We start from the raw sequence: 23,692 nt of genomic DNA on the forward strand, positions 1-23,692 counted from the left end.
TTCACGCGCTACCCTGCACGGCCAGACGGGACGCGTCCCGTCACGGGCGCCCGCACGCGCCACCAGGACGACGCGGACGGGGCCCCGGGTCCCGCCGGAACGGGAGTGCGCGGGATGCGGCGGACAGGCAAGCCGGCGTCGGGCGACGGCGGGCCGGGCGCAGCCGTGGCGAAGCACACCGGCCAGGGCCGGGACGACACCGTCGGCGCCCGGCAGCCGTTGCCGCCGGGCGCGCGGGGCGGACGACCCCCGGCCGCCGTCGAGATGCGGAACCTGCAGAGCACCGCGGGGAACGCCGCCGTGGCCGGCCTGCTCGACGGCGGCAGGCCGCCCGCCCCGACCCGCACTCCGCCGCCCGTCCCCGCCGCGGCCCGGCAGCAGAGGCCGCTCACACTTCCCCCGTACCTGACCGCGATGACCTCGGCGGGCCTGTCCACCGCCTCCGGGCTGACCGGCCACCCGTTCGTCACCGCCGAGGTCACCCGGGTCACCGGGCAGGACGGCGCCGACGTGGAGGCGATCGGGCAGGAGCTGGCGGGGCGGCCCGAGACCTTCTACGGCCGCGGGCGGGCCTTCGCCGTGCGCGGGGCGAACGGGGCGACGTACGACGTCACGGTCTCCATCACGCCGCGGGACGAGGAGGACGCGGCCGGGCTGTCGTTCGCGGACAGCGCCCAGGGCGAGGACGCCGACACCAAGGTCGACCACCTGCACAACTCGGCGGCCACGGTGGCCGCCGACACGGTCCGCGCCCGCCAGTGGGGCGCCGCCGCCTCCGGCACCGTCCTGGCCCCGACACCCGCGCCCGGTGTCCTGGGCGGGGCGCAGCTCGCCGCCGGAGCCGCCCTGACCTCCAGCCACGACATGCACTCCACGCGCACCGTGTCCGAGCCCCGGACCTTCCGCAGCGGCGGCGGCACGGTGACGGCGCGGCGCCGGGTGCGCTTCGTCGTGCGGATCAGACAGCACGGCGGGCGGGGCCGGCACCTCGCGAGCGGCGACGGCGGCCTCGTCATGCGCGTCCCGCACGAGCACCTGGTGCCGCACGGCACCGTACGGCCCGTCCCCGGACCGGAGCTGAGCGAGGAGCAGGCCACCGCCGTACGACAGGCCGTGTCCATGGCGGCGATGGCCGTGGAGGACCCCGGCGGCCCGCACGGCGGCGGAGGCGGCCTGTTCGACACCGTCGCGTCCGTGCTCGCCCCCTGGGTGACCGCGCCGGGCGCGCCCGGCCGGGCCCGGCTGTTCGCGGCCACCTCCGGCACAGCCGTGCTGCAGGACCTGCCCCGGCTCCTCGCGGGCTGGGTGGCCGGCGAGGATCTGCCGGCCAAGGACGGCAGCGCCGCCAGTTCGTACCGGATGCGCGCCGACATCGTGTCCCTGACCCCCGGCTGGGGGGCGGGGCAGACCCAGCTGCGCACCCACCAGCAGAGCGCGCACGGTGCGGGCCGTACCGGCGCGAAGGGCAGCAGCGGTATGGCCGGGGCCGGACCCGCGGTCGCCTTCGGCGCCCCCGGCACACCGGTCGTCCGGTTCCAGGGCATGGGCTCCGTCGCCCTGAAGAGCGCCCGGTTCTCGTCGTCCGACCAGACGGTCGCCACCCGGAAGGGCGCCGAGATCCGCGGCGACAAGGTGCTCTACCTCAGCCGGGTCCGGCTGACCGTACAGGGGCTGGGGCCCGCGTCCCCCGCACAGCGGCTGCACCCCGCACAGCGCACGGCCGAGCACACGCTGGACAGCTGGGTCAGCCTGAACGCCCAGGAGGCTCAGCACCTCGGGCTGCTGCTGCCGGAGGGCATGCAGGCCGGGCCGCTGCACCGCAAGCCCACCGAGACCGCGCCCGACGGCACCGAGCGCGAGACCGAACGCCACCTGCCGTTCGGTGCCGCCGGCAACAGCGTCTCCCTCACCCACCTGGACGTGCGCCCCCTCGTCGAGGCGCTGGAGGGGCTGTTCGCGTCGCGGCCGGAACTGGCGGGCTACCTGCCGGACTTCGCCACCGGTGACCGGCCGCGGGGGAGGGTTCCGGACCGGGACGAGTCCGAGGCGCGCATGCGCAACTACCGCGAGCTGGTCACCGTGCTCTCGGAGACCAACCTGCGGGCGAAGAAGAACCAGCTCCTGGGTGCCGGCATTCCGGTGCGGCTGCGCCGGAAGTCCACGCTGCACTCGCACGACGTGCAGATCCGGGTACGCGGCCGGATCGGCGCGCTCACCTACCTCGGCGACACCGACAACTGGCTGGTGCGCAGCAGTTCGGGCGTCGCCTCCGGCGGGCAGACCGGCCGCGCCACCGCCCGCAGGGCCGGCGTGCAGGGCAGCGGGAACGCCACCGTGCTGCCGGGCGCGCTGTCGTTCGGCGTCACCGCCAACGCCGCGGTGGAGAGCGCGCGCCGCGTCCAGGGCGGTCCCGCGGTCCGGGGCGACTCGCTCAACAGCGGTGACGTGCGGACGAGTACGTTCGGCACCCGGCTGATGCTCGACGCCAAGGTCACCATGACCACCCGGGAGCGCACGCTGAAACGCTCCCTCACCCCCGGTGCCCCCGGCCGCGAGCAGCCCGAGGCCCGGGCCGTCGCCTCGCTGGGCGACCTCGACGCCGCCGTGCCGCAGCACTTCGACGGGAGCGCGGAGGGGCAGGACGTGGAGCTGAGCACGCCGGCCGCGCTCACCGTGGGCGCCGACGAGCACCGCAGGACGGCGGGCCGGCGGTCCCGGGCCGCCCGGTTCCACCTCGCCTCCCAGGCCACCGGCATCCACGACATGCTCACCCGGGCGCCCGGGCAGGACACCGAACGGCAGGTTCGGGACTGGGAGTTCGTGGAGACCGTCGGCGACGGCAGGCAACTGCAGCAACTGGCCTTCCAGCTGCTCGCCCTGGCCGCGCGCAAGGGCGACCGGGACCGGCCGGGGGACACCGCGTACCAGGCGGAGGGCCTCGCCCCGCGCCTCGCGCTGGAGGAGCGGCTCGGCCCGGAGTCCGTCACCGCGGCCCTGCGGCAGGCGACCCGCACCGGCTGGGTGGTCGGCGACCTGCGCCACGCCCGGCGCGCGGCCGCGCTCAACGGTGCCGTCGGCACCCGGCTGGCCCTCACCAGCCCGCGGGTCCTGCATCGCAGGCCGGAGCAGGACGGGGTGGGCGGGGCCGGCGTCGAGAACATGGTGCTGGGCGGCCATCAGGCGTCGGGGCAGCACGCGTCGACGAAGAGCAGGGCGGTGACCTTCAACGGCACCGGGTCGGAGCGGGGCGCGGGCTGGACGCTGGCCGAGAGCGTGTCGCCCGCCTTCGGTGAGTCCACGACCACCACCGACACGTCGACGACCGGCGGCACGGTCGAACGCAACTCCGTCCATCCGCGCTCCAGGCCGCTCTACCTCGTCCAGTGCGACCTGTCCGCCTGGATGGTGGCCGAGGTCGCGGTGAACGGCCGCGGTCCGTACGCGATGTCGCAGCGGCTGACGGTGCCGGGCGCCGTCGGACTCTGGCTCACCGAGCCGCAGTTGCGGAAGGCGGGCCTGCGCACGCCGGAGGAACGGGCCCGGGAGCAGGAGCGGGCGCTGGCGGAGACCGCGGCCGCGTGGGGGCCCGCGCCGAAGGACGGGAAGGACTCGAAGGACGGGAAGGACGCGAAGGACCCGAAGGACGCGAAGGGCAAGCTCCCCGAGCGGGCGGCGGAGGGGTCCGGCAGCCGGGAACCGCGCATCGCTCCGCCCCCGGCACCGCGGGACGTGTCCGGCGTACCGGCGCTCGCCGCGCACCTGCCGCTGGGGGCCGGTCTGGTCGAGGGCATGCCCGACTTCGTGCCACTGCTCGGACGGCTGCGCGCGGCGGTGCGGGACCGGGCGCTGGCGGCCGACCTGCTGCCGGCCCGGGTGCTGGACGACCGGTTCGAGAACGTGCAGCGGCTGCTGCGGGTGCTGGACCAGGACGGCGCGGTGGGCCTGCTCGCCGGGGCCATGGACGGCGGCGTCCCCGTCGAGCTGCTGCGCAACAGTTCCGTCCCCGGCCGCCGGGCCACCTCGTACTGGGCCGTCTTCCACATCCGGCGCACCGGGCCCGGCACGGTGGCCGGGCCGTCCGGCAACGACCGGGAGATGGAGTTCGCGACCGTCGCGTACTCGCAGCGCGCGACCAGCAGCCAGGAGACTCTCACCAGCGGCGTCGACGCCTCGCTGACCGGCGCGGGCAAGCCGCACGACGACGTCGTCGGCAGCGCGGGCGCCGTCGCGGGCCCCGGTGTCGGGAAGACCGCGTCGACCCGGCAGGCCGCGGCCGCCCGGACCCAGACCGGCCTGCGCACCATCGTGGACACCGGGGCCGACTCGGTGAACGTGACGGTCCCCTTCCAGGCGGAACTCGAACTGCGCTCCGCCGAGGGACGGCTGGCGTCCGTGACCCTCGACGGGTCCCTCCTGCACCGCGTGCTGGACAACGACCTGAGGGCCGTCGCCCGTGCCCGGCCGGAGCGGAGCGCGGGCCCCGCCCGGGGCAGCACGGCCCCGGTACGCGACGCCGCTCCCGACGCCCTGGCCGCATGGCGTGCCGACGGCACCGAACTGCCCCTGGAGGCGCAGGTCAACGGCTTCCGGGGCGCGCCGCAGATACGGGAGCTGATCGGCCGGGCCATGGCGCAGGCGCACGTCGGCGGCGGCTTCCGGAAGGCGGGCGACGCGGCGCACTACGCCCGGCAGGAGGCGGTGTCCACCGAGTGGCTCACGGCGGCGCTGCCGCTCCTGGTGTCGGCCGGTGCGCAACTGCCGCCGGTCCACGTGTCCGGTGTCGAGGGCCAGGACATCGCCTGTTCCCTGCACGCGCGGCTGCGCGACGGCGAGATCCTCGGCAAGGGCGACACGATGACGTTCGAGACGGTCGCGCAGAGCGGTCCCGAGGGGCGGCCGGCGGCCGGCGAGACACAGCACGCCGCCCACCACGGCCGTTCCGCGCGGTTCATGGGCGGCGAGGGCCCGGTCCGCGCCGACTACTCGGGCATGAACAACGTCCCCGTCGCGTACGGCCGCGACGGCGGTCCGACCGACGCCGCGGGCAGCGCCTCCGGCACGGTGCCGCTGCGGAAGCCGAAGGCCGCGTCGACGCTGGTGCAGTTCACCCTGCAGGTCAGGGCCGTGGCCCGGGTCCGGCACCGGCACACCGGGGCGCTGCGCGATCCGGCACGGGGGGTCGGCGTACAGGACTGCACCGTCACGTACCCGGTGGTGATCCGGATGCCCGAGCCGGCGGTACGGCGTATGGCGGCCGCCGCGCCGGGCGGTCACGCGCCGGCCGACCCGCACCACGTGCTGGCCGCGGCGGACGGTGAGTCCTGAGGACGCTGCCCCCGAGACTGCCCGAACGCCCCTTGCGCACCCGGCCCCGGTACTCGTAGTTGTGGTCAAGGGCCCGTCGCCGAAAGGTAGTTCATGCACACGCAGGAGGAACACAAGCAGGCCGGCCAACCGCAGGCGACCCGCCGTCCGGCGACCCGGGACGCGTCCGCCGACGCGGACCGGGCGGCCGCCACCGGGACCGCCGCCGGGCTGCTCGCCCTCCAGCGGACGGCGGGCAACGCCGCGGTGGCCCGCACAGTCGAGGCCTCGCGCCACCGGCACGACGCGAGCTGCGGCCACCTGCCGGCGGTACAGCGGCAGGCGGCGGGCGAGGAACTCCACGAACACGACGCGGCCTGCGGCCACGGACCCGCGGTGCAGCGCCGGGCCCTGGTGCACAGGGTGATCGAATCCCCCGGCCAGAGCATGGACCAGGCACTGCAGTCGGAGATGGAGAGCCGTTTCGACGGCGCGGACTTCAGCGGCGTGCGGGTGCACACGGGACCCCTGGCCCGGGAGTCGGCGCAGGAACTCGGCGCCAAGGCCTACACCACGGGCCCCAACATCGTGGTCGGCGACTCCATGACGAAGGAGGACTGGGCCCACGAACTGACCCACTACGAGGATCAGTTGAAGGGTCCCGTCCCCGGCACGGACACCGGCGCCGGGGTCAGCGTGTCCGACGTGAACGACTCCGGCGAACGGCACGCGGTGAGCAAGGCGCGGCGCGTGATGAGCGGGCCGGCGCCCCAGGTGCAGCGGCAGCCGGCGAGCACCGGGTCGAGCGCCGTCCCCGCCCCGGTGCCGGAAGGCCCCGGCCCGGTCGCGGTGCAGCGCGTGCTGAGTCCCGGGTTCGTGCAGGGCGTGTCCGAGAAACTGGGCATCGAGGAGGGCACCGTCAAGCTGGTCAAGGTGCCGAACGGCATACCCGCCAGCCGGAGGTTCCGGGACTACGAGGAGGGGTACGTCGTCGGACTGACCGGCGCCGAACTGGACGAGAGCGTGCAGTCGCTCAACCACTACGAGGACGGGAACACCCCTGCCAGCGTGGTGGTCGAGCAGGCCGGTGGTGGCGGCTACCTGCGGGAGTCCGGCATCATCCTGGTCAACGCCGATCCGCCCGCCAAGTTCACGTTCGACCAGGTCGTCCAGCACGAGATGGGCCATCTGCGGCAGGCCCAGGCCGGGTTCGACATCGACATGGCCGGGGCCAAGCGGGCGCTGGTGGAGTACCACAACATCCTGGTGAACGAGAACCTGTTCGCGGACGAGATGCGCCTCGAGTACACGGACGCCGACAACAGCCTGTCGAGCCGGGCCAGGGAGCAGGCCGAGGCCAACGAGGAGACGCGGCCGTTCACCCCGCTGAGCAACCCCTGGCGGTCGATGACCCGTTACGTCGCGGCGCACGGTGGTGCCTCCCAGCAGGACCTGTTGCGTGCGATCGAGACCGAGCTGAGCGACCCGAAGTACGACGAGCGGACCGGTAAGGGCCGGTTCGCCCTGTCCCTGCGCGACAAGCTCCAGCGACGCGTCGGGAACATGTACTGGAACCACATGTTCCCGACCGGTTAGGTCGTGCGGGCGGCCGGAGGTCGGCCGAGCCCTGCCTCTTGGGGCACCGGAGCTGCCCCGACGCCTCCTGCGCCGCCCCGGCCGCGGCACTAGCGTCCGAACGGTGAGCCTGTGGACCTCTCTGGAACCCTCGTCCGCGACCGTGGACCCGGGTGCCTCGACCCGTGTACGCCTGCGGCTGCGCAACACCGGTGACGTCGTCGACGAGTACCGCTTCGAACCGGTGGGCCCCATCGCGCCCTGGACGACCGTCGAACCCGCCACGCTCCGCCTCTACCCGGGCACCACCGGCTCGGTCGAGCTCACCTTCGCCCCACCGCGCACCCCGGACGCCACGGCAGGCCCCAACCCCTACGCGGTCCGCATCACGCCCACCGAGCACCCCGAGGCCGTCACCGTCCCCGAGGGCAACCTCACCATCACCCCCTTCACCGAGCTGCGCGCGGAGCTGGTCCCGCCCACCGTCAAAGGCCGCTTCCGGGGCCGCCCGAAGCTGGCCATCGACAACCTCGGCAACACGAAGCTGACCGCCTCGGTCAGCGGCAGCGACAACGGCGACCAGCTCGTCTACGACCTCCACCCCAGCAACGTCCAGATCGACCCGGGCCGCGCCGCCTTCGTCAAGGCCACCCTCAGGCCCCGGCGGATCATCTGGTTCGGCCCGAAGGAGCAGCGGCCCTACCGGCTCACCGTCCAGCGGTCGGGCGTCAATCCACAGCCTGTGGACGGCACCTACCTCCAGCGCGGTTTCCTGCCCCGCTGGCTCGCCACCCTCTTCGGCACCCTGCTGGCGCTCGCCGTCACCTTCGCCCTGATCTGGTTCAACTACAAACCCCACGTGCAGAGCCTCGCCCAGGAACAGCCCGTGGAAGCCGCGGTGAGCAGCATCGCCCCCAGCCCCTCCGTCACCCCGACGCCGCCGCCGGCGCCCACCGAGACGCCGTCGTCGGCGCCCCCGGCGAACACCGCGAACGGCAACGGCGGGGGGAGCGGAGGCGGGGGCGGCGGCGGTGCGACGGCCACCGTGACCGCCAAGCCCAAGCAGGACACCGCGGCGACCGCGGTCAACCGCCTCGCCGCCGACGACCCGGCCGGACGGCACATCTGCTACCGCTCCTACGTCCAGGGCACCGGCTGGCAGAAGCCCGTCTGCGACGGCACCATGTCCGGCACCGTCGGCAAGAACCTGCCGATCAAGGCCATCAACCTCGCGGTGTACGGCGTCCAGGGCTCCGCCGCCAACTGGTTCCACTACGACGCCCGGTCCACCAGCGGCCAGGGCACGTGGTACCCGAACTGGACGGCGATCATCGCCGACGGCAAGGACAACTACATCGGCAGCACCAAGGCGGCCGACCCCTACATCGAGGGCTTCGCCTTCAACGTCGGCAACGGCCAGAGCTGCAGCAGCGCGAAGGTCCGCGACCACGACTGGGGCGACCAGTGGTGCAAGGGCCCCCGCAGCGACAACAACGCTCTCGATTTCGTCGGCACCCTCGACAACACGCTGTGGCTCGAAGCCTTCAAGCTGACGGTGACCCCATGACGCTGTGGACCTCTCTGGAACCCGCCTCCGCGACCGTGGACCCGGGTGCCTCGACGCGGGTGCGCCTGCGGCTGCGCAACACCGGTGACGTCGTCGACGAGTACCGCTTCGAACCGGTGGGCCCCATCGCGCCCTGGACGACCGTCGAACCGGCCACGCTCCGCCTCTACCCGGGCACCACCGGCTCGGTCGAGCTCACCTTCGCCCCACCGCGCACCCCGGACGCCACCGCCGGCCCGAACCCCTACGCGGTCCGCATCACACCCACCGAGCACCCCGAGGCCGTCACCGTCCCCGAGGGCAACCTCACCATCACCCCCTTCACCGAGCTGCGCGCGGAGCTGGTCCCGCCGACCGTCAAGGGCCGCTTCCGGGGCCGCCCGAAGCTGGCCATCGACAACCTCGGCAACACGAAGCTGACCGCCTCGGTCAGCGGCAGCGACAACGGCGACCAGCTCGTCTACGACCTCCACCCCAGCAACGTCCAGATCGACCCGGGCCGCGCCGCCTTCGTCAAGGCCACCCTCAGGCCCCGGCGGATCATCTGGTTCGGCCCGAAGGAGCAGCGGCCCTACCGGCTCACCGTCCAGCGGTCGGGCGTCAATCCACAGCCTGTGGACGGCACCTACCTCCAGCGCGGTTTCCTGCCCCGCTGGCTCGCCACCCTCTTCGGCACCCTGCTGGCGCTCGCCGTCACCTTCGCCCTGATCTGGTTCAACTACAAACCCCACGTGCAGAGCCTCGCCCAGGAACAGCCCGTGGAAGCCGCGGTGAGCAGCATCGCCCCCAGCCCCACGGCCAGCGCCCCCCTGGCGGCCGCGCCGGCGCCCTCGCCGACCCCGGTGGAGCAGCAGCCGGCGAACGACGGCAACGGCTCGTCCGGCACGAAGGGCGGCGGCCAGTCCCAGCCGACCCCGCGGGCGACGAAGAAGAAGGCCCCCAAGCCCGTCGTGCCGGCGACGAACATCCTGCTGCGCAACACGACCACCAAGAAGTGCGCGGACATCCCCGGCTACGACAACGGCACCAGCGACGGCCCGGTGCGCGAGTACACCTGCGACGAGACCACCCACGACAACCAGCTGTGGAACCTCGAGGTGCGGTACCCGAAGGGCGGCCCCGGCTCGGCCGCGCTCTTCCAGATCCGCAACGCCAAGGACCAGCTGTGCATGGACCTGCCCGACAAGGGCTCAGCCAGGCTGTCCGCACCGATCACCGAGTACGCGTGCGACGGCACCAAGGGTGACAACCAGCTGTGGTGGATCGACAAGCAGCCCAGTGGCGCCTACTGGATCCGCAACTTCGCCAGCGACAACCTCTGTCTGGACGTCGCGGGCTACAGCACCGGCGGCAACGACACCAACCTGACCCTGTACCACTGCTCCAACACCGACGACCAGGAGTGGCAGATCGTCCACCCTTCGGGCCACTGAGCTGCAGCGCCCGATGAGGGACCGGGGGAACTGCGCGACCGGCCACGACGGCGCCGCAGCCGGCCTACGGCGCGCACCCCCCTGCGGCGCCCCCGCGCAACGCTCACGCCCACGTGCCCGGCACCAGCCGCCCCGCCTTCCGGTACTCGCGCCGCGCCCCTTCCAGCAGGTCCGCCGCACCCACGGAGTCGCCCCGGCCCGCCGCGAGGTACGCCGCGGTCACCACCGCGCTCCGGATGGAACCGCCGGCGAGCTCGAACTCCGATGCCAGCGGCCGTAGTTCGACGCCCTCCTCGCTCGGCACGTGCGCCAGGCCGTGCCGCCACAGCGCCAGTCGCTGCTCCTCGTCCGGAAACGGGAAGTCGATCACCAGGTCCAGCCGCCGGGTGAAGGCCTCGTCGATGTTGGCGCGCAGGTTGGTGGTGAGCAGCGCGATGCCGTGGAAGGCCTCCAGGCGCTGCAGGAGGTAGGCGGACTCCAGGTTGGCGTACCGGTCGTGGGCGTCCTTGACCTCGGAGCGCTTGCCGAAGACGGCGTCGGCCTCGTCGAAGAGCAGCACGGCGTCGGTGCGGTCGGCCTCGGTGAAGATGCGTTCGAGGTTCTTCTCGGTCTCCCCGACGTACTTGTCCACCACGGAGGAGAGCTGGACGACGTACAGGTCGAGGCCGAGTTCGGCGGCCACCACCTCCGCCGACAGGGTCTTGCCGGTGCCCGACTCGCCCGCGAAGAGGCCGAGCACTCCGCGTCCCCTGCCGCCGCCCGCGCTCAGCCGCCAGTCGCCGAGCACCCGGTCGCGGTGGCGGGCGCGCAGGGCGAGTTCCCGCAGTTCGGTGAGCGGCCGTTCGGGCAGCACCAGGTCCCGCCAGTCGACGGCGGGCCGGATCCGGCGGGCGTGCTGCTCCAGGCCGGAGGCGGACTGCTGGCGGGCACCGAGCCGCAGGTGGGCGGCGGTCAGCGGGGTGCCCTCGAAGGCGGCGAGGTCCTGCGCGGCGCGGGCCGCCCGGGTGAGGCGCTCGCCGCCGAGGTGGTACGGGGCGACGGTGGCGGCGAGGTCGAAACCGGGGTCGCCGGGCAGCACGGCCGCCCAGGCGTCCGGTGCGGCGGAGCGCCGGGAGGGCACGTCGAGGACGAGGGGGTCGCGGTGGTCGCACCACTGGGGGTCGTAAGGGCGGGCAGCAGTCACCAGCACGGTGACGTCCGCGGCCGCGTCGCCGCTCAACGCCCCCAGCACCGTGCCCGGTTGGTCGCTGTGGACCAGGATCGCCCGCCCGCTCAGGCGGGCCTCCCGCAGCAGCTCCGGGATCCGTTCCTCGGGCCCGGTGCAGTGCAGCGCCGCCCGCCCCGCGAGCCGCAGCGCGGCGGCCGCGCAGCCGAGGCCGTCGCCCTCCTGCCGCTCCCGCAGGAAGGCGAAGAGCGGCCCGGTGGCGATCCGCGCGGCCAGCCGCCTCACGAACTCCGGGTCGGCGGGCTCGCCGCCGTACGGCAGTTCCCGCAGGTGCCCGGTCAGCGCCGCGTCCGGGGTGTCGTCGCCGAGGAGGTGGGCCAGGACCCGGTCGGGGACGCGCAACGAGCGGCTGAGGAAGGGGCGTTCGGGCTCCTCGACGGTGAGCAGGCCGAGCGCGGTGAGCGGGGCGGCGGGGTGGAAGCGGGCGCGGGCCGCGGCGAGGTGCGCGGGGGCGCCGCACAGGTCGAGGGCGAGGCCGACGGTGGCGCGGCGGCGGCCGACGTCGTCGTTGAGGTAGCCGTACAGCTGCTCGAAGGTGCGGTCGAGGTCCGGGGCGAGTGCGACGAGGAGGAGAGTGGTGTCGAGGGGAGTGAGGCGCAGGCGGGTCGCGAGGGCGGCGAGCGGGTCGGCGAAACCGTCGGCCAGGGAGGGGAGTTCGGCCGGTTCCGGCTGGGGGCGCAGGAGGTGCCGTACCGCTTCCTCGGAGAGGTAGAGGCCGCGCAGCGGGTCGTCGGCCGTGGGGTCGTCGGCGGAGCGGTGGGCGACCAGGGCGGCGACCCGGTCGCGCAGCGCGGAGAGCCGGGTCAGGAGCGCGGCGGCCGGCTCCAGGGAGACGTCCAGGGTCACGGCCGGACCCGCCGGGCGGCCGCGGCCTCGGCGACCTGGCCGGGCCGGTGGGCCCGCTCCTCCAGGACCGGCGCGCTGTCGTCCATCCCGTCGCGCACCCGCACGGCGGCGCCCTCGGTGACCGGCGGACCGGCGTCGTACTCGGGGTAGGCCGGGAAGGGCGCCGTGATCACGACGTCCAGGGACGGCTTGAGCTCGCCGCCGAGCGCCGACCAGATCTCGGCGAGGGAGCGCGCCTCGGACTGGATGCCGGCGCACGACAGCGGGATCGTCAGACCCAGCGCGCCCAGCGAGCCCGGCAGTTCCGACGGATGGATCAGCTCCCGCGGGATCAGCGTCGCGAGCACCGCGCTGATCAGCCGGTGCTCGTCCTCGGGCCGCTTGGTCCACGCCGTCACCAGGTACGACAGCCGGAACCACCGGGGCGGCTGGCGGCGCTTGACCACGACGTCCCGCTCGTCGCGGACGTCGACGTGCCCGCGCTGACGGCGCTGCACGTCCTCCCGGATGTCGTACAGGTAACTGTTGATCACGGGGCCGTTGCGGCGGGCCGACCAGTCGCGGGTGGGGGCGTCGAAGGAGACCTCGATGCCGGAGCCCTCCAGCGCACCGCCGGTCAGCAGGTTCCGCAGCACCTGGTCCACCTCGTGGATCACGCCGTACTCACCACCCCATGGACCCGCGCGGCCCGCTCGGCATACACACCCCATCCTGCCCTTCGTCCCCGCCGCGCCCGCAGGCGCGGCCGGGCAGACCGGCCTGCCCCGGAACCGGTGTCCGCTGCCCGATCGGTCAGATGTAGCCTTCCCGGAGGGCATGGGCGACGGCGTGGGCCCGGTTGCGCAGGTGCAGTCGGGTGGTCAGCCCGTGCATCACGTTCTTGACGGTGCGCTCGGAGTAGGACAGCTTGCTGGCGATCTCACCGGTGTCGAGGCCCTCGGCGACCAGCCGCAGGACGTCCACCTCGCGGGCGGACAGCCCGGCTGCCGGGGCACCCGGACGGCCGGCGGCGCTGCGGTGCAGGGTGCCGACCTGGTTGATGAGCCGGCCGAGCAGGTCGGCGGGCAGGTCCCCGTCGCCCCGGGCGGCCGCGAGGACGGCCTGCACGATGCGGAGTTCGGTGGCCTCGTGGCGCCATACGATGGCCCCGACCCCGCACTCGATCACATCGAGCAGCTCGGTCTCGCGCAGCGCCCCGACCACGAGTACGGCCCGCGCCCCCTCACTGCGCACCACCCGGCGCAGCCTGGTCAGTTCGGGTTCGTCGAGGCCGTCGCTGATGAGCAGCGCCACCGTGCCGGGCCCGGTCTCGGACTCCTCACGTATCTCGACCTCCGGGTGCCGCCGCAGCTGGCTGAGCGCGCCCTCGCGGGAGATCGGGTCCGGCGCGTACACCGCCACGGGCGTGCGGCCGACCGACGCCAATGAGCTGTTGCTGACCAACCGCTTCCCCTATGTCCACGTGCCCGTCGTCGCCGAGGGAACAGTGACGGGCGGTAGTACCCAGCCTGCTGTGGCCAAAGGGGCAACGACAATCGTGGAGGACCACGAGAAGGACCACGAGATGTTCGGGGGGCCGGATGGGGGTGCGTGCGGCCGTGGGTGAGCCGCGGGAGTGTTCTGGCTGGTCGCGCAGTTCCCCGCGCCCCCAGGAAGGTGGGTCCACCGGTCCGGCCCGAAAAGGGGCGCGAGGAACCGCGCGGCCGGCCCCCACCGGCCCGCGGCTCACCCGCGACCGCCCGCACCCCCACCCAGATCCACGGCCCCGTATCAAATGTGCGGCCCCTGCAACAAACCCCCCGCCCACCCCCGGCACCCCACAACCTCTCCCGCTCCCACCACCTCTAACCCCCCGAACCCACCAGCGCACCGCGAGGAGCCAGGCATGACCCAGCCGTCCCCTGAACTCGCCGCCGCCATGCACCTGCTGGCCGAGGAAGCCGAGCGCACGCTGGCGGGCAGCGGCCGCCTCGTGCTTCTCCGGGGCGCCACCGGAACCGGACGCACCACCGTGCTGGAGGCCGCCGCCGAGCAGGCGAGCACCCTCGGCCTGAAGGTGCTCCGCGCCCGCTGCTCACCCGGCGACACCCCCATCTCCTTCTCGACCGTCCTCCAACTCCTCGGGCCGGTACCGGAGTTCGCCGACCTCGCGGTGGACGGGGACGAACGGTCGACCGCCGCCGGCCTGTGGCGGGTGCTGCGCGCCTACGCCGAGGTCTCGCCGCTCCTCGTCGCCGTGGACGACGTCCACCTCGCCGACGCCCCCTCGCACCGCTGGCTCGTGGAGTCGGCCCGGCACATAGACCGCTTACCGATCCTCCTCGTCGTCAGCGAACGCAGCCAGTACGACCTGGACCCGCCCGCCCTCGGTTTCACCCACACCCTGCCGCCGGCGCTGGTCCGCACCCACACCCTCGCGCCCCTCGCCCCGGCGACCGCCGCCGCCCGGGTGCGTGCCGTGTTCCCCGACGCGTCCCGGTTCTGGGTCGACGCCTGTGTCCGGGCGGCGGCCGGCAGCCCGCTGCTGCTGGGCGCCCTCCTCGACGACCTGGCCGAGAGCCGGCACCGGGACGTGCCCGAGACGACGGCCGCCCTCTACCCGGGCGCGTACCCGGCCGCCGTCCAGTGGTGGCTGGACAGCGCGGGACCGATCACCACCGAGGTCGCCAGGACCCTCGCCGTCCTGGAGGAGGACCCCGGCACCGGCCTGCCGGAGAGCGAGATCACCCCGCTCCTCGCCGACCTGGCCGACGCCGACCCCGTCCGGGTGGCGGGCTGGCTCACCGCCATGACCAACCTCGGCCTGCTCACCCTGGGCGCCGACGGCCGCCCGCACTTCCCGCACCCACTGCTGCGCGACGCGGTCCTCGCCGGTGTCCCCGCCGCCCGCCGCCGCACCGCCCACCGGGCGATCGCCGAGGCGATGCTGCGCCAGGACGCGCCCGTCGAGGCCGTGGCCCGCCAGTTGCTCGCCACCGGGCCGGTGGACGCCCCCTGGGCACCGGCCCTGCTCCGGGACGCGGCGGCCGTCGCCCTCTACGAGGACCGCGCCGAGGACGCCGTCGCCTATCTGCGCCGCGCCCTGGAGGAACCCCTCCCCGACGACCACCGGCAGCGGCTGCTGACCGAACTGGGCTCACTGGAGTACGCGGCGCCCCGCTCCACCGCCGCGATACCCCGCCTGGCCGAGGCGGTCCGGCTGCCCGCGGCCCCGCAGGACCGGGTGCGCGCGGCCGTCGCCCTGGGCACCGCGCTGACCGGCCGGGGCCGCACCCGCAAGGCCGTCGAACTGCTGCGCTCCGTGAACGGCGAACTGGACGGCCACCCCGACCTGGTCCGCACCCTGCACACCGCCTCCGTCCTCCTGTCCGACCAGGACCAGGAGGTACGCCAGGAGGTCTACCGGCGGCTGTCCGAGACCGCCGACCGCTCCCCGGAGCTGGTCGGCACGGCCGGCCAGGCCCTGCTGGTGCGGCACGCGGCCTCCGCGGGCCTCACGTCGGCCCGGGACGCCATGCGGCAGCTGCGCGCCCTGCTGGCCGAACCCGCCGACCCGCTCACCGAGCCGTTCCTGGTCGGCACCGCGGCCACCGTCGCCCAGTGGGCGGACGAACTCGACGAGGCCGACCGGCTGGTGGACCGCGGCCTGGCCGGGCAGCGCCCCGACCTGCTGCACCCCATGCACCAGGCGCTGCTCAACAGCCGCACGGACATCGCGGCGGCCCGCGCCGACCACACCCGTCCGGCCACCGTCCCGGACGCGGTCACGCCGTCCAACGCCGACGCGCACGCGCTGATCGCGCTCGTGGAGACCGGCCGCGGCGCACGGGCCGCGGACCTGGTCGCCGGGATCGACCTGCGGGAGTCGCCGGACTCCTGGGAGCTGAACCGGTTCCTGTACGCGCGGGGCGTGGTGCGGGCGGCGGCCGGGGACCCGGCCGCCGCGCTGCACGACTTCCTGGAGTGCGGGCGCCGCCAGACGGCCCGTGACGTGATCAGCCCGGTGGTCACCCCGTGGCGGACCGCGGCCGCCGAGTGCCGGCTGGCCCTGGACCGCCCGCTGGAGGCCATCGCGCTGGCCGAGGAGGAGCTGCGGCTGGCCCGGATCTGGGGCACCGCGCGCACGGTCGGCCGGGCGCTGCGCGTCCTCGGTACGGCGACCGGGGGCCGCCGCGGCCTGGAACTCACCGAGGAGGCGGTGCGGCTGCTGCGGGACGGCGGCCCGGCCGGTACCGAGCCGGCGCTCGCCCTGATCGCGCTGGGCCGCCAGCTCATGGCCGCCGGGGAGGGGGCCCGCGCCCGCGACTGCCTGCGGGAGGCCGCCGAGCACGCCGAACGGCAGGGCGCGGTACGGCTGTCGGAGCTGACCGAGGAGATCCTGCGCAAGGGCGGCGCCCGCTCCCCGAGGCGCCGTACCGGCGCCGCCTCGCTCACCGGCAGCGAGCGGCGGATCGCCGAACTCGCCGCCGAGGGGCGTACGAACGTGGAGATCGCGGCCGCCCTCCATCTGGCCCGCCGCACCGTGGAGACCCATCTCACGCACACCTACCGCAAGCTGGGCATCCGCCGCCGCGGGGACCTGCGCCCGGCCCTGGACCAGGCCGCGCCCCGTCCCTAGTGCCGCGGCAGGCAACGTTTGCCCGTCAAGGAGCGGCGTCCGGTGCGTGCTCTCGGCGTGCCGGCCGGAAGTCCTCGTACTGGATGTACTTGGGCTTTCGGCCGGTGCGGCGAGAGTGCGTGCCGGGCGTCGTGACGGGGCGAACGTCGCCTGTTGCGGCACTAGCGGACCGGACGGGGCGTCAGGGGGCCAGCCAGTGGGCCGCCGCCGCGAGGAGCGCACGGACGCCCGTCTCGATCGTCGGGTCGGGGACGGGAGCGAAGTGCGGGGAGTGGTTGGAGGGGATCTGCGGGGGGATGCCGTCGCGGACCAGGGCCGCCAGGTCGACGCCCTCGTAGAGCTTGTGGTCGGCGCCGCCGACGAACCAGAAGACCGAGGGCACCCCGAGGGCCGTGCCGAAGGCCCCGAAGTCCTCGCTGTTGGGGACCGGTGAGGTCAGCTCGAAGGTGAGGCCCGGGAACTCGCCGGCCAGCGCGGCCTGCACGGACGCGGTCGCGGCGGGGTCGTTGTGGGTGACCGGGAAGGAGTCGATGGGGGCGATCTCCGGCTCCCTGGACACGTCGGAGGCGGCGGCCTCGGCCCGTATGATCCGCTCGACCGCGGCCAGGACCCGCTCCCGGACGGCCGCCGTGGTGGTCCGTACGTTGATCTTCAGCTCGACGCTGTCGGGGATGATGTTCTCCTTGGTCCCGCCGTGGATCGAGCCGACCGTGACGACGGCCTGCTGGTTCGCGCCCACCTCGCGGGACACGACGGTCTGCAGCCGCATCACGACCGCGGCGGCCAGCACCACCGGGTCGACGGTGGCCTCCGGCGTGGACCCGTGCCCGCCCCGCCCGAACAGCGTGACCCGCATGCTGTCCGCGCCCGCCATCAGGGCCCCCGCCCGGGTCCCGACGAGCCCGGCGGGGGCCGCGGCCACGTGCTGGGCGAGGCACACGTCCGGCCGCGGGAACCGCTCGGCGAACCCGTCCGCGAGCATCTTCGGCGCCCCGCCGACCTCCTCGGCCGGCTGGAAGACGGCGACCACCGTCCCGCGCCACCCGTCCCGTCCGGCGGCCAGCTGCCCGGTGGCTCCCAGCAGGCAGGCGACGTGCAGGTCGTGCCCGCACGCGTGCATCACCCCGGCGGTCTTCGAGGCGTACGGCAGTCCGGTCTCCTCCTGCACCGGCAGCGCGTCCATGTCGGCCCGCAGCAGCACCACCGGCCCGTCCCCGTTGGCCAGCACCCCGACCACCCCGGTGCCGCCAACCCCCTCGGTGACCTCCCAGCCCTGCTCCCGCAGCCGCCCCGCGACGGCGGCCGCGGTCCGTTCCTCGGCGAACGACAGCTCCGGGTGCGCGTGCAGGTCCTCGTAGAGCGCCCGCAGCTCGGGGAGCCGGTCGCTCAGGCCGGTCAGGAGGGGGCTGGTACTCATGTCGTCGTCTCCCGGGGTGCGTCGCGTGCCTGCCGAATCAGGATCAGGATCAACCCCGGGACCGGACTTCGCGCAGAAACGCAGGAAAACGACGTGACCGGCCTGGGCTTGCCGGATTCCGGCGCGGGCGTCGCCACCGCGTCCGCCGCCGCGTCCGCCGGCGGCCCCGAGCCGGACCTGGCCCGCGGACGACACTCTCCTGACCGCCGCGCGCCCCTGGGCCCGGATCGCTCGGGGCCGGCCGGTGCGCCGCGTCGTTCGTCTGCGACCGCGCCGTGGCCGGTCGCGCAGTTCCTCCCCGGCCTTCCGCCGGGGCACCCCCCGCCCCCCTTCGAATGCCCCGGGCGCCGGCTTGTCGTGTCTCGCCTTCGCAGGGGACGATGTCAGCATGCTGGAGGGAATCGGTGGGATCGACGGGCTGAAGAACCTGGCGGACAAGGCGAAGGACGTCGCCGAGGAACACGGTGACGCGATCGGGGCCGGCCTGGAGAAGGCGGGCGACCTGGTCGACGAGCGGACCGACGGCAAGTACACCGAGCAGATCGACACCGGGGTCTCCAAGGCGCAGGAGCTGGTGGAGCGCCTGGGCGAGCAGGGCTCCGGGACGTAGCGCCTACGTGTCGGTGGTCGGGCGGGTCCGGCCCGGCTCCGTCAACTCGCCCAGTTTCAGCCGGGCGTGCAGGACGTCGCCGATGAACAGGTCGTAGACCAGCACCCCGATCACGCCGCCGACCAGTGGACCGACGATCGGGATCCACCAGTACCCGCTGAACGTCGCCCCGTTCCCCGGGAACGCGAGGCTCTTCCACCCGGCCAGCCAGGTGAGCACCCGCGGACCGAAGTCACGGGCCGGGTTGATGGCGTAGCCGGCGTTCGCGCCGTAGGACATGCCGATGGCGGCGACGGCCAGGCCGATGACGAACGGCCCGAGGTTGGACCCGACGGCCGTGTTGCGCAGGTCGATGACGGCGACGACGAACATGACGAGGAAGGCCGTGCCGACGATCTGGTCGATCAGCGGCCCCCAGATCCCGCCGTGGAAGTAAGGCGCCGGGAAGGTGGCGAAGATGGAGAAGGTGGCCTCGGTGTGCCCGCCCACCTTCGGCGGCTTCGACGCGGCGTCGAACGCGTTGATCGCGTCGTGGTACACGAGGAAGACCAGCGCGGCCCCGGCGAAGGCGCCCAGTACCTGCGAGGCCCAGTAGGGCACCACCTTCACCCAGGGGAAGTTGCGGCGCACGGCGAACGCGAGCGTCACCGCCGGGTTCAGATGGGCCCCGCTGACCCCGCCTGCCACGTAGATGGCGAAGGTCACGGCCAGGCCCCAGCCCCACGCGATCAGGAGCCAGTCACCGGCGGCGAGGAAGATCGTCGTGGGGGTCTCCGCCCGACCGGACCCGGGCAGCGCGGCCACCGCCATCGCCACGACACCGGCGCCGAACGCGATGATGACGAAGGTCCCGAGAAACTCTGCCAGGCACTCACCGAGCAGGCCTCCACGGCTTCTGAGCCGGGAGGATTTGAGGAGCGGAGGTATTTCCACAGCCATCGCTGGCCCCCTTTAGCCATCGCCGACTCCCCGAGAGGAGCAATCGGGCCGAACACCATATTGACCCACAAATGATGTTCGCGCAGATCGGCCCGCTCCGCCCGACGGGACCGCTCCGCACCGGTTCCTCCCCGGACTTATCCGTCGAGGTCGTCGGCGTAGTGCCGGAACCCGTGCCGGTCGCGGTGCATCCCCCACAGCGCGTCGGCGAGCGCGGCGGGGTCCTTGCGCGGGTGCCCGACGACGATGGCCCCCGGGATGATGAGCTGCCCCACGTAAATGCCCTCGCCCGCGAGCCGGTCGTGCAGCAGGTGCCCGTACGCGCTCTCGGCGGCGAAGGCGATGGAGGTCCCGGCCCGGTCGGGGTGCGGGATGACGGCGGTACCGCCGTTGACGAGCAGGATCGTCCCCCGCCCCAGCTCCCGCATGCCCGGCAGCACCTGCTGGACGGCGGCGACCGGCCCGTACACCGAGAACTCGACGGGGCCGGTCAGGTCCGCGTGGGTGGTCTCCAGGACCGGCAGCATGAAGTCCCGCTGCGGTACCGGGCTGTACTGCAGGACCTCGACGGTCCCGAGTTCCCCGGCGGCCCGCGCCAGCGCCCCCGCGAGGGCGAGCGGGTCCCTGACGTCGGCGGCGAACCCGCGGGCGCGGACGCCCTCCTGGGCCAGCTCGTCGGCCAGCGCCCGGAGCCGCTCCCCGTCCCGGGCCAGCAGTGCCACCGCGAACCCCTCCCGCCCGAACCGCCGGGCGACGGCGGCCCCCAGGCCGGGCCCGGCCCCCACGATGGCAACACTGCTCACGACGACTCCCGACGGGCGACACGGCTGACACGGCTGACACGGCACGCTTGCACCTACGTCCGTACCGCGCGCCCCCCGACTTCACACGTGCGTGCCGTCTCCGTCCTTGGCAGGATGGCGGCATGGAACGTGTGCTTGGAATCGGCGGGTACTTCCTGCGGTCCGCCGATCCGGCGGCCCAGAAGGCGTGGTACCGCGACTGCCTGGGCCTGGACATCGACGACCACGGCCTGTGGGAGCAGCCGGCCGGGCCGACGGTGTTCGCGGCCTTCGAGGCCGGGACCGACTACTTCGGCTCCCCCGCCCAGCAGACCATGCTCAACTTCCGGGTCCGCGACCTGGACGCGATGCTCGCCCAGCTGCGCGCCAAGGGCGCGGACGTCGACGCGGAGACCCAGGACATGGACGGCGTGGGCCGCTTCGGCTGGGTCACCGACCCGGAGGGCAACCGCATCGAACTGTGGCAGCCGGCCTGACGGCGGAACCCGGGTCGGGGGAGGGGCCGGCCGGGATCCGGCCCGCCCCTCCCACACTGCGCGCACGCGGGTCGCGATGGCGGTGACGGTGCTGCCGCGTCGAGGGCCTTGCTCCTGTGGCGGGCGCGGGCCGCGGGGCAGCGGCAGCAGGCGGGCGGACGACCGTGCCGGGGGTCAGTCCTCCGGCGGCCGCCCCTCGATCAGGCGTTCCGCGATGTCGTCGGCCCAGGCCTGGGCCCACCGGCGCAGGGCGGTGATCTCCTCGGCGTCCGCGCCGTGTTTCGCGAACTCCCGGTCGTCGATCCAGTCCGTGCCGGTCAGGCGGGACTGGAGGTCGGCGAGGTCGAAGGTGTCACGGGCGTGCCGGCGGCCGAGGTCCTCCAGGTCGGGGAGGGTCCAGCGGTCCGCGGCGGCGTGCACGACCAGGAGGTCGCGGGGCAGGCCGCGGTCGGTCAGTGCCCAGACCCGCATGCCGACCACGTCCTCGAGGGCGAGGGTCAGGCCGAGTTCCGTCCGGACCGGCGGGTGCCAGAAGGCCTCCTTGAGGAGGTCGACCTCGCCCTCCTCCTCCGCGACCGCGTCGGCGACGACGAGCTGTGCGGAGAGGGGGTCCGTCTCACGGGCGTCGACACGCCAGCCGCGCTCGCGCATGCCGGCCACGACCGCTTCGGCGATCGCCGGCATGGGAGCCGGGCTCTGCGTGGCCGCGTCCACCGTCCGCCCGGGCCGGTCGAACAGGCCATGGGCCTGGGCCGCGTAGTCACCGGTCAGCGCCAGGGGGTACCCGGCACCGACCGACAGCAGGTCGGGCAGCAGGCGCCGATGCAGATGGGTGATGTTCACGCGGCGACGGCGGAAGAGGGTGCCATGCGGCGATTATCGCTGGCCAGAGCGGGCGCCACACCGACCCCGCGCCCGGTGTCGGCCGATTCGGCCGGCCGGTGGTCCCGTCGCCGGCGGCACAGGTCGCTGCGGCACACTCCGCTCACGGAGTCCACCCAGCCGCCGCCCGCCTGCTCTGCGCCCGCCGCCCCCGCGCGGCTGCCGGTGCGGGCCGTGCCCGCCCCCGGTGACACCCCCGACAGCTCCACCGGCGACAGCGGCTTCCGCCGCGTCCGCGACGCGGGACGAGCCGAGGGCCCCGTGGTCACTCGCCGACCGGGCCGATGAACGAGCCCGGGTGGGTGGCGCCGTCCTGGAGCACCACGGCACCGCCGTGCCAGGGCAGGTCGAACGACGTGCGCTGGTTCGGCGCGGTGACGACGACCGTGGTCGGCGTGAAGTCGCTGGAGTCGCCCTGCGCCGGCACCAGGAAGGTGATCGCGAAGTTGGTGGAGGCGCCGTTCGCCAGGGTGACCCGCTTCGGGGTGGCGTTCGTCCGCGGGAGCGACCACTTCTGACCGCTGTTGACCAGGTCGACGCCCGGGAAGCCGTACATCGTGCAGGAGTGGCCGCTCTTGTTGGTGAGCGCCACCACCGCGTGCTTCTGCTGGCCGGTGCCGCTGCCCGGGTCGGCCCAGGAGTAGCCGAGCTGGGAGGCCTGGCAGGCCGGCACCGAGCCGGTGGACGAGGAACCGCCGGAGGACGACGTACCGCCGCCGGACGTCGACGAGCCCGAGGTGCCGCTGCCGCTGCCACCCGTGCCGGAGGAGCCGCTGCCGGAGGAACCACTGCCCGAGGAGCCGCTGCCGGAGCCGCCCGCCGAGCCGGTGGCCGTCGCGGAGTCGCCGGCCGCCGGGGCCGCCGAACCGCCGTCGGCGCTGACGGAGCCGGTCGCGGTGCCGTTGCACGCGGTCAGCAGGGCCAGCAGCGCGGCGGCACCGGTCACGGCGACGGCGGTCTTGCGGGCGTTCGTGCGGCGGTTGCGAAGCTTCGACATGGGATCTCCCCCAACAGCGGTGTCCTCCCCGGCTCTCTGCCGGACACCCCTTTCGATGGGGGCCCGGCGGGGGGAAGTTCGGGGATCGCCGTCACGGGCCCGTCCTGGTCGTGTCACGCACGCTGTTACAGACGCGCCCGCTCACGCCATCCAGAAGAACACCGCCGTCATCCGCTTCTCCTCCAGCGTCTTCCCGGCGTAACCGGTCGCGCTGTGCACGAGGTTGGCGTTGTAGAGGAGCAGCCGGTTGTACTTGTGCGGGACGCGGACGTCCTCCTCGAAGTGGTCGCCGGGCACGAACCGGGTGCCGAGCGCCTCGACGAGGTTGTTGTGCGGGGCCTGCACGATGTTGCCGCCGAGCCGGCCGCCGGGCAGCGACTGACGGTAGAAGGCCGTGCCGCAGTCCTTGGCCACCCCGGGGTTGAGGTACAGCACGGCCGCGTACCGGCACAGCGCCCGCGAGTCGGTGTGCGGGCGCGGTTCGCTCTCGCCCTCGCCGACCACCTGGACGCAGTTGTGGTTGAGGGTGCCGCCGCCGGGCGCCTGCTGCACCCACAGCTTCCCGGCACCGGTGGCCTTGCGCACCAGCCCTTCCACGACGGCGAGTTCGGCGGGTTCCAGGCCGGGCATGGTGCGCAGTCCGGGCCAGGTCTCCGAGGTGTACGGGTATCCCTGGACCCAGTCGTCCTTGGCCAGGCACCGCTCCCGTACGGCGTCCACGTCCGGGAGGACGTCGTCGAAGACCCAGTAGTCGCGGCCCTTGGTGGGCTTGCGGTAGGGCAGCACGGGCAGGGCGGGGCGCGCGGCGGGGCCCCGGCCGGCCGATCCGGCGGGCAGGCGGGGGACACGGGGGGATGACTGTGGGGGCATGCGGCGAAGCCTGCCCGCGACTTTGTCATGACCACTCTCACCTGGGGGAACCATCACCTTCCCATGGCCAGGACATGGCAAGGCGGCACCCCGGCAGAGGCGGTCCGCACAAGTTCTTTGCCAAATCAAA

Annotated in this window: 16 protein-coding genes; 7 read left to right on the forward strand and 9 right to left on the reverse strand. The window is 74.2% G+C overall.

Going from position 1 to position 23,692, the window contains the following annotated elements; genetic code table 11:
• Nucleotides 1-165: 165 nt before the first annotated feature.
• The 4 genes from BLW82_RS20820 (at nt 166) to BLW82_RS20835 (ending at nt 9,879) form a co-directional block, all read left to right on the forward strand.
• Nucleotides 166-5,325 (forward strand): hypothetical protein, encoded by a 5,160-nt coding sequence (locus tag BLW82_RS20820; RefSeq protein WP_143063701.1) that lies wholly within the window; start codon nt 166-168, stop codon nt 5,323-5,325.
• Nucleotides 5,326-5,418: 93 nt separating this feature from the next.
• Nucleotides 5,419-6,900, forward strand: coding sequence for an eCIS core domain-containing protein (locus BLW82_RS20825; protein WP_093500614.1), 1,482 nt, complete (start codon nt 5,419-5,421; stop codon nt 6,898-6,900).
• A 103-nt stretch (nt 6,901-7,003) separates the two neighbouring features.
• Nucleotides 7,004-8,446, forward strand: coding sequence for a hydrolase (locus BLW82_RS20830; RefSeq protein ID WP_093500616.1), 1,443 nt, complete (start codon nt 7,004-7,006; stop codon nt 8,444-8,446).
• Nucleotides 8,443-9,879, forward strand: a complete 1,437-nt coding sequence (locus tag BLW82_RS20835) for an RICIN domain-containing protein (RefSeq protein WP_093500618.1) — start codon at nt 8,443-8,445, stop codon at nt 9,877-9,879. The genes BLW82_RS20830 and BLW82_RS20835 overlap by 4 nt, the downstream gene beginning before the upstream one ends.
• A 103-nt stretch (nt 9,880-9,982) precedes the next feature.
• Here BLW82_RS20835 and BLW82_RS20840 read toward each other — a convergent pair whose 3' ends face one another.
• From BLW82_RS20840 to BLW82_RS20850, 3 genes are all read right to left on the reverse strand, one after another.
• The gene (locus BLW82_RS20840; protein WP_093500620.1) at nt 9,983-11,950 is read right to left on the reverse strand and encodes an ATP-binding protein; all 1,968 of its coding nucleotides are present in this window, start codon (nt 11,948-11,950) and stop codon (nt 9,983-9,985) included.
• Nucleotides 11,947-12,606, reverse strand: a complete 660-nt coding sequence (locus BLW82_RS20845; RefSeq protein ID WP_093500622.1) for a Pvc16 family protein — start codon at nt 12,604-12,606, stop codon at nt 11,947-11,949. Before BLW82_RS20845 ends, BLW82_RS20840 begins: the two co-directional genes overlap by 4 nt.
• Nucleotides 12,607-12,742: 136 nt before the next feature.
• On the reverse strand, nt 12,743-13,393 hold the full coding sequence (locus BLW82_RS20850; protein WP_093500624.1) for a helix-turn-helix transcriptional regulator: 651 nt from the start codon (nt 13,391-13,393) through the stop codon (nt 12,743-12,745).
• Between the two features lie 442 nt (nt 13,394-13,835).
• Between BLW82_RS20850 and BLW82_RS20855 the strand changes: the two genes are divergently transcribed.
• Entirely contained in the window at nt 13,836-16,568 is a 2,733-nt protein-coding gene (locus BLW82_RS20855; protein WP_256215898.1) for a helix-turn-helix transcriptional regulator, read from the forward strand.
• A 181-nt stretch (nt 16,569-16,749) separates the two neighbouring features.
• Here the strand turns inward: BLW82_RS20855 and BLW82_RS20860 are convergent, their stop codons facing one another.
• Entirely contained in the window at nt 16,750-17,985 is a 1,236-nt protein-coding gene (locus BLW82_RS20860) for an amidohydrolase (protein ID WP_093500628.1), read from the reverse strand.
• Nucleotides 17,986-18,373: 388 nt separating this feature from the next.
• On the opposite strand from BLW82_RS20860, the gene BLW82_RS20865 reads away from it, so the two are divergent.
• Nucleotides 18,374-18,595, forward strand: coding sequence for an antitoxin (locus BLW82_RS20865; RefSeq protein WP_093500630.1), 222 nt, complete (start codon nt 18,374-18,376; stop codon nt 18,593-18,595).
• Between the two features lie 3 nt (nt 18,596-18,598).
• Here the strand turns inward: BLW82_RS20865 and BLW82_RS20870 are convergent, their stop codons facing one another.
• Complete coding sequence (locus BLW82_RS20870; RefSeq protein WP_093500632.1) at nt 18,599-19,534, reverse strand: MIP/aquaporin family protein; 936 nt, start codon at nt 19,532-19,534, stop codon at nt 18,599-18,601.
• Nucleotides 19,535-19,671: 137 nt separating this feature from the next.
• The gene (locus BLW82_RS20875) at nt 19,672-20,337 is read right to left on the reverse strand and encodes an SDR family NAD(P)-dependent oxidoreductase (RefSeq protein WP_093500634.1); all 666 of its coding nucleotides are present in this window, start codon (nt 20,335-20,337) and stop codon (nt 19,672-19,674) included.
• A 122-nt stretch (nt 20,338-20,459) separates the two neighbouring features.
• On the opposite strand from BLW82_RS20875, the gene BLW82_RS20880 reads away from it, so the two are divergent.
• Nucleotides 20,460-20,813 carry a VOC family protein gene (locus BLW82_RS20880; RefSeq protein WP_093500636.1) on the forward strand — a complete coding sequence of 118 codons (354 nt, stop codon included), beginning with the start codon at nt 20,460-20,462 and terminating at the stop codon, nt 20,811-20,813.
• Nucleotides 20,814-20,987: 174 nt separating this feature from the next.
• On the opposite strand, the gene BLW82_RS20885 is transcribed toward BLW82_RS20880, so the two are convergent.
• The 3 genes from BLW82_RS20885 to BLW82_RS20895 form a co-directional block, all read right to left on the reverse strand.
• The gene (locus BLW82_RS20885; RefSeq protein ID WP_093500638.1) at nt 20,988-21,656 is read right to left on the reverse strand and encodes a hypothetical protein; all 669 of its coding nucleotides are present in this window, start codon (nt 21,654-21,656) and stop codon (nt 20,988-20,990) included.
• 304 nt (nt 21,657-21,960) lie between these two features.
• Nucleotides 21,961-22,692, reverse strand: coding sequence for a DUF4232 domain-containing protein (locus BLW82_RS20890; protein WP_093500640.1), 732 nt, complete (start codon nt 22,690-22,692; stop codon nt 21,961-21,963).
• A gap of 141 nt (nt 22,693-22,833) precedes the next feature.
• Nucleotides 22,834-23,562 carry a DUF6445 family protein gene (locus tag BLW82_RS20895; RefSeq protein ID WP_371131367.1) on the reverse strand — a complete coding sequence of 243 codons (729 nt, stop codon included), beginning with the start codon at nt 23,560-23,562 and terminating at the stop codon, nt 22,834-22,836.
• Nucleotides 23,563-23,692 lie beyond the last annotated feature (130 nt).

This window comes from Streptomyces sp. Ag109_O5-10 (genome assembly GCF_900105755.1).
Classification (GTDB): domain Bacteria; phylum Actinomycetota; class Actinomycetes; order Streptomycetales; family Streptomycetaceae; genus Streptomyces.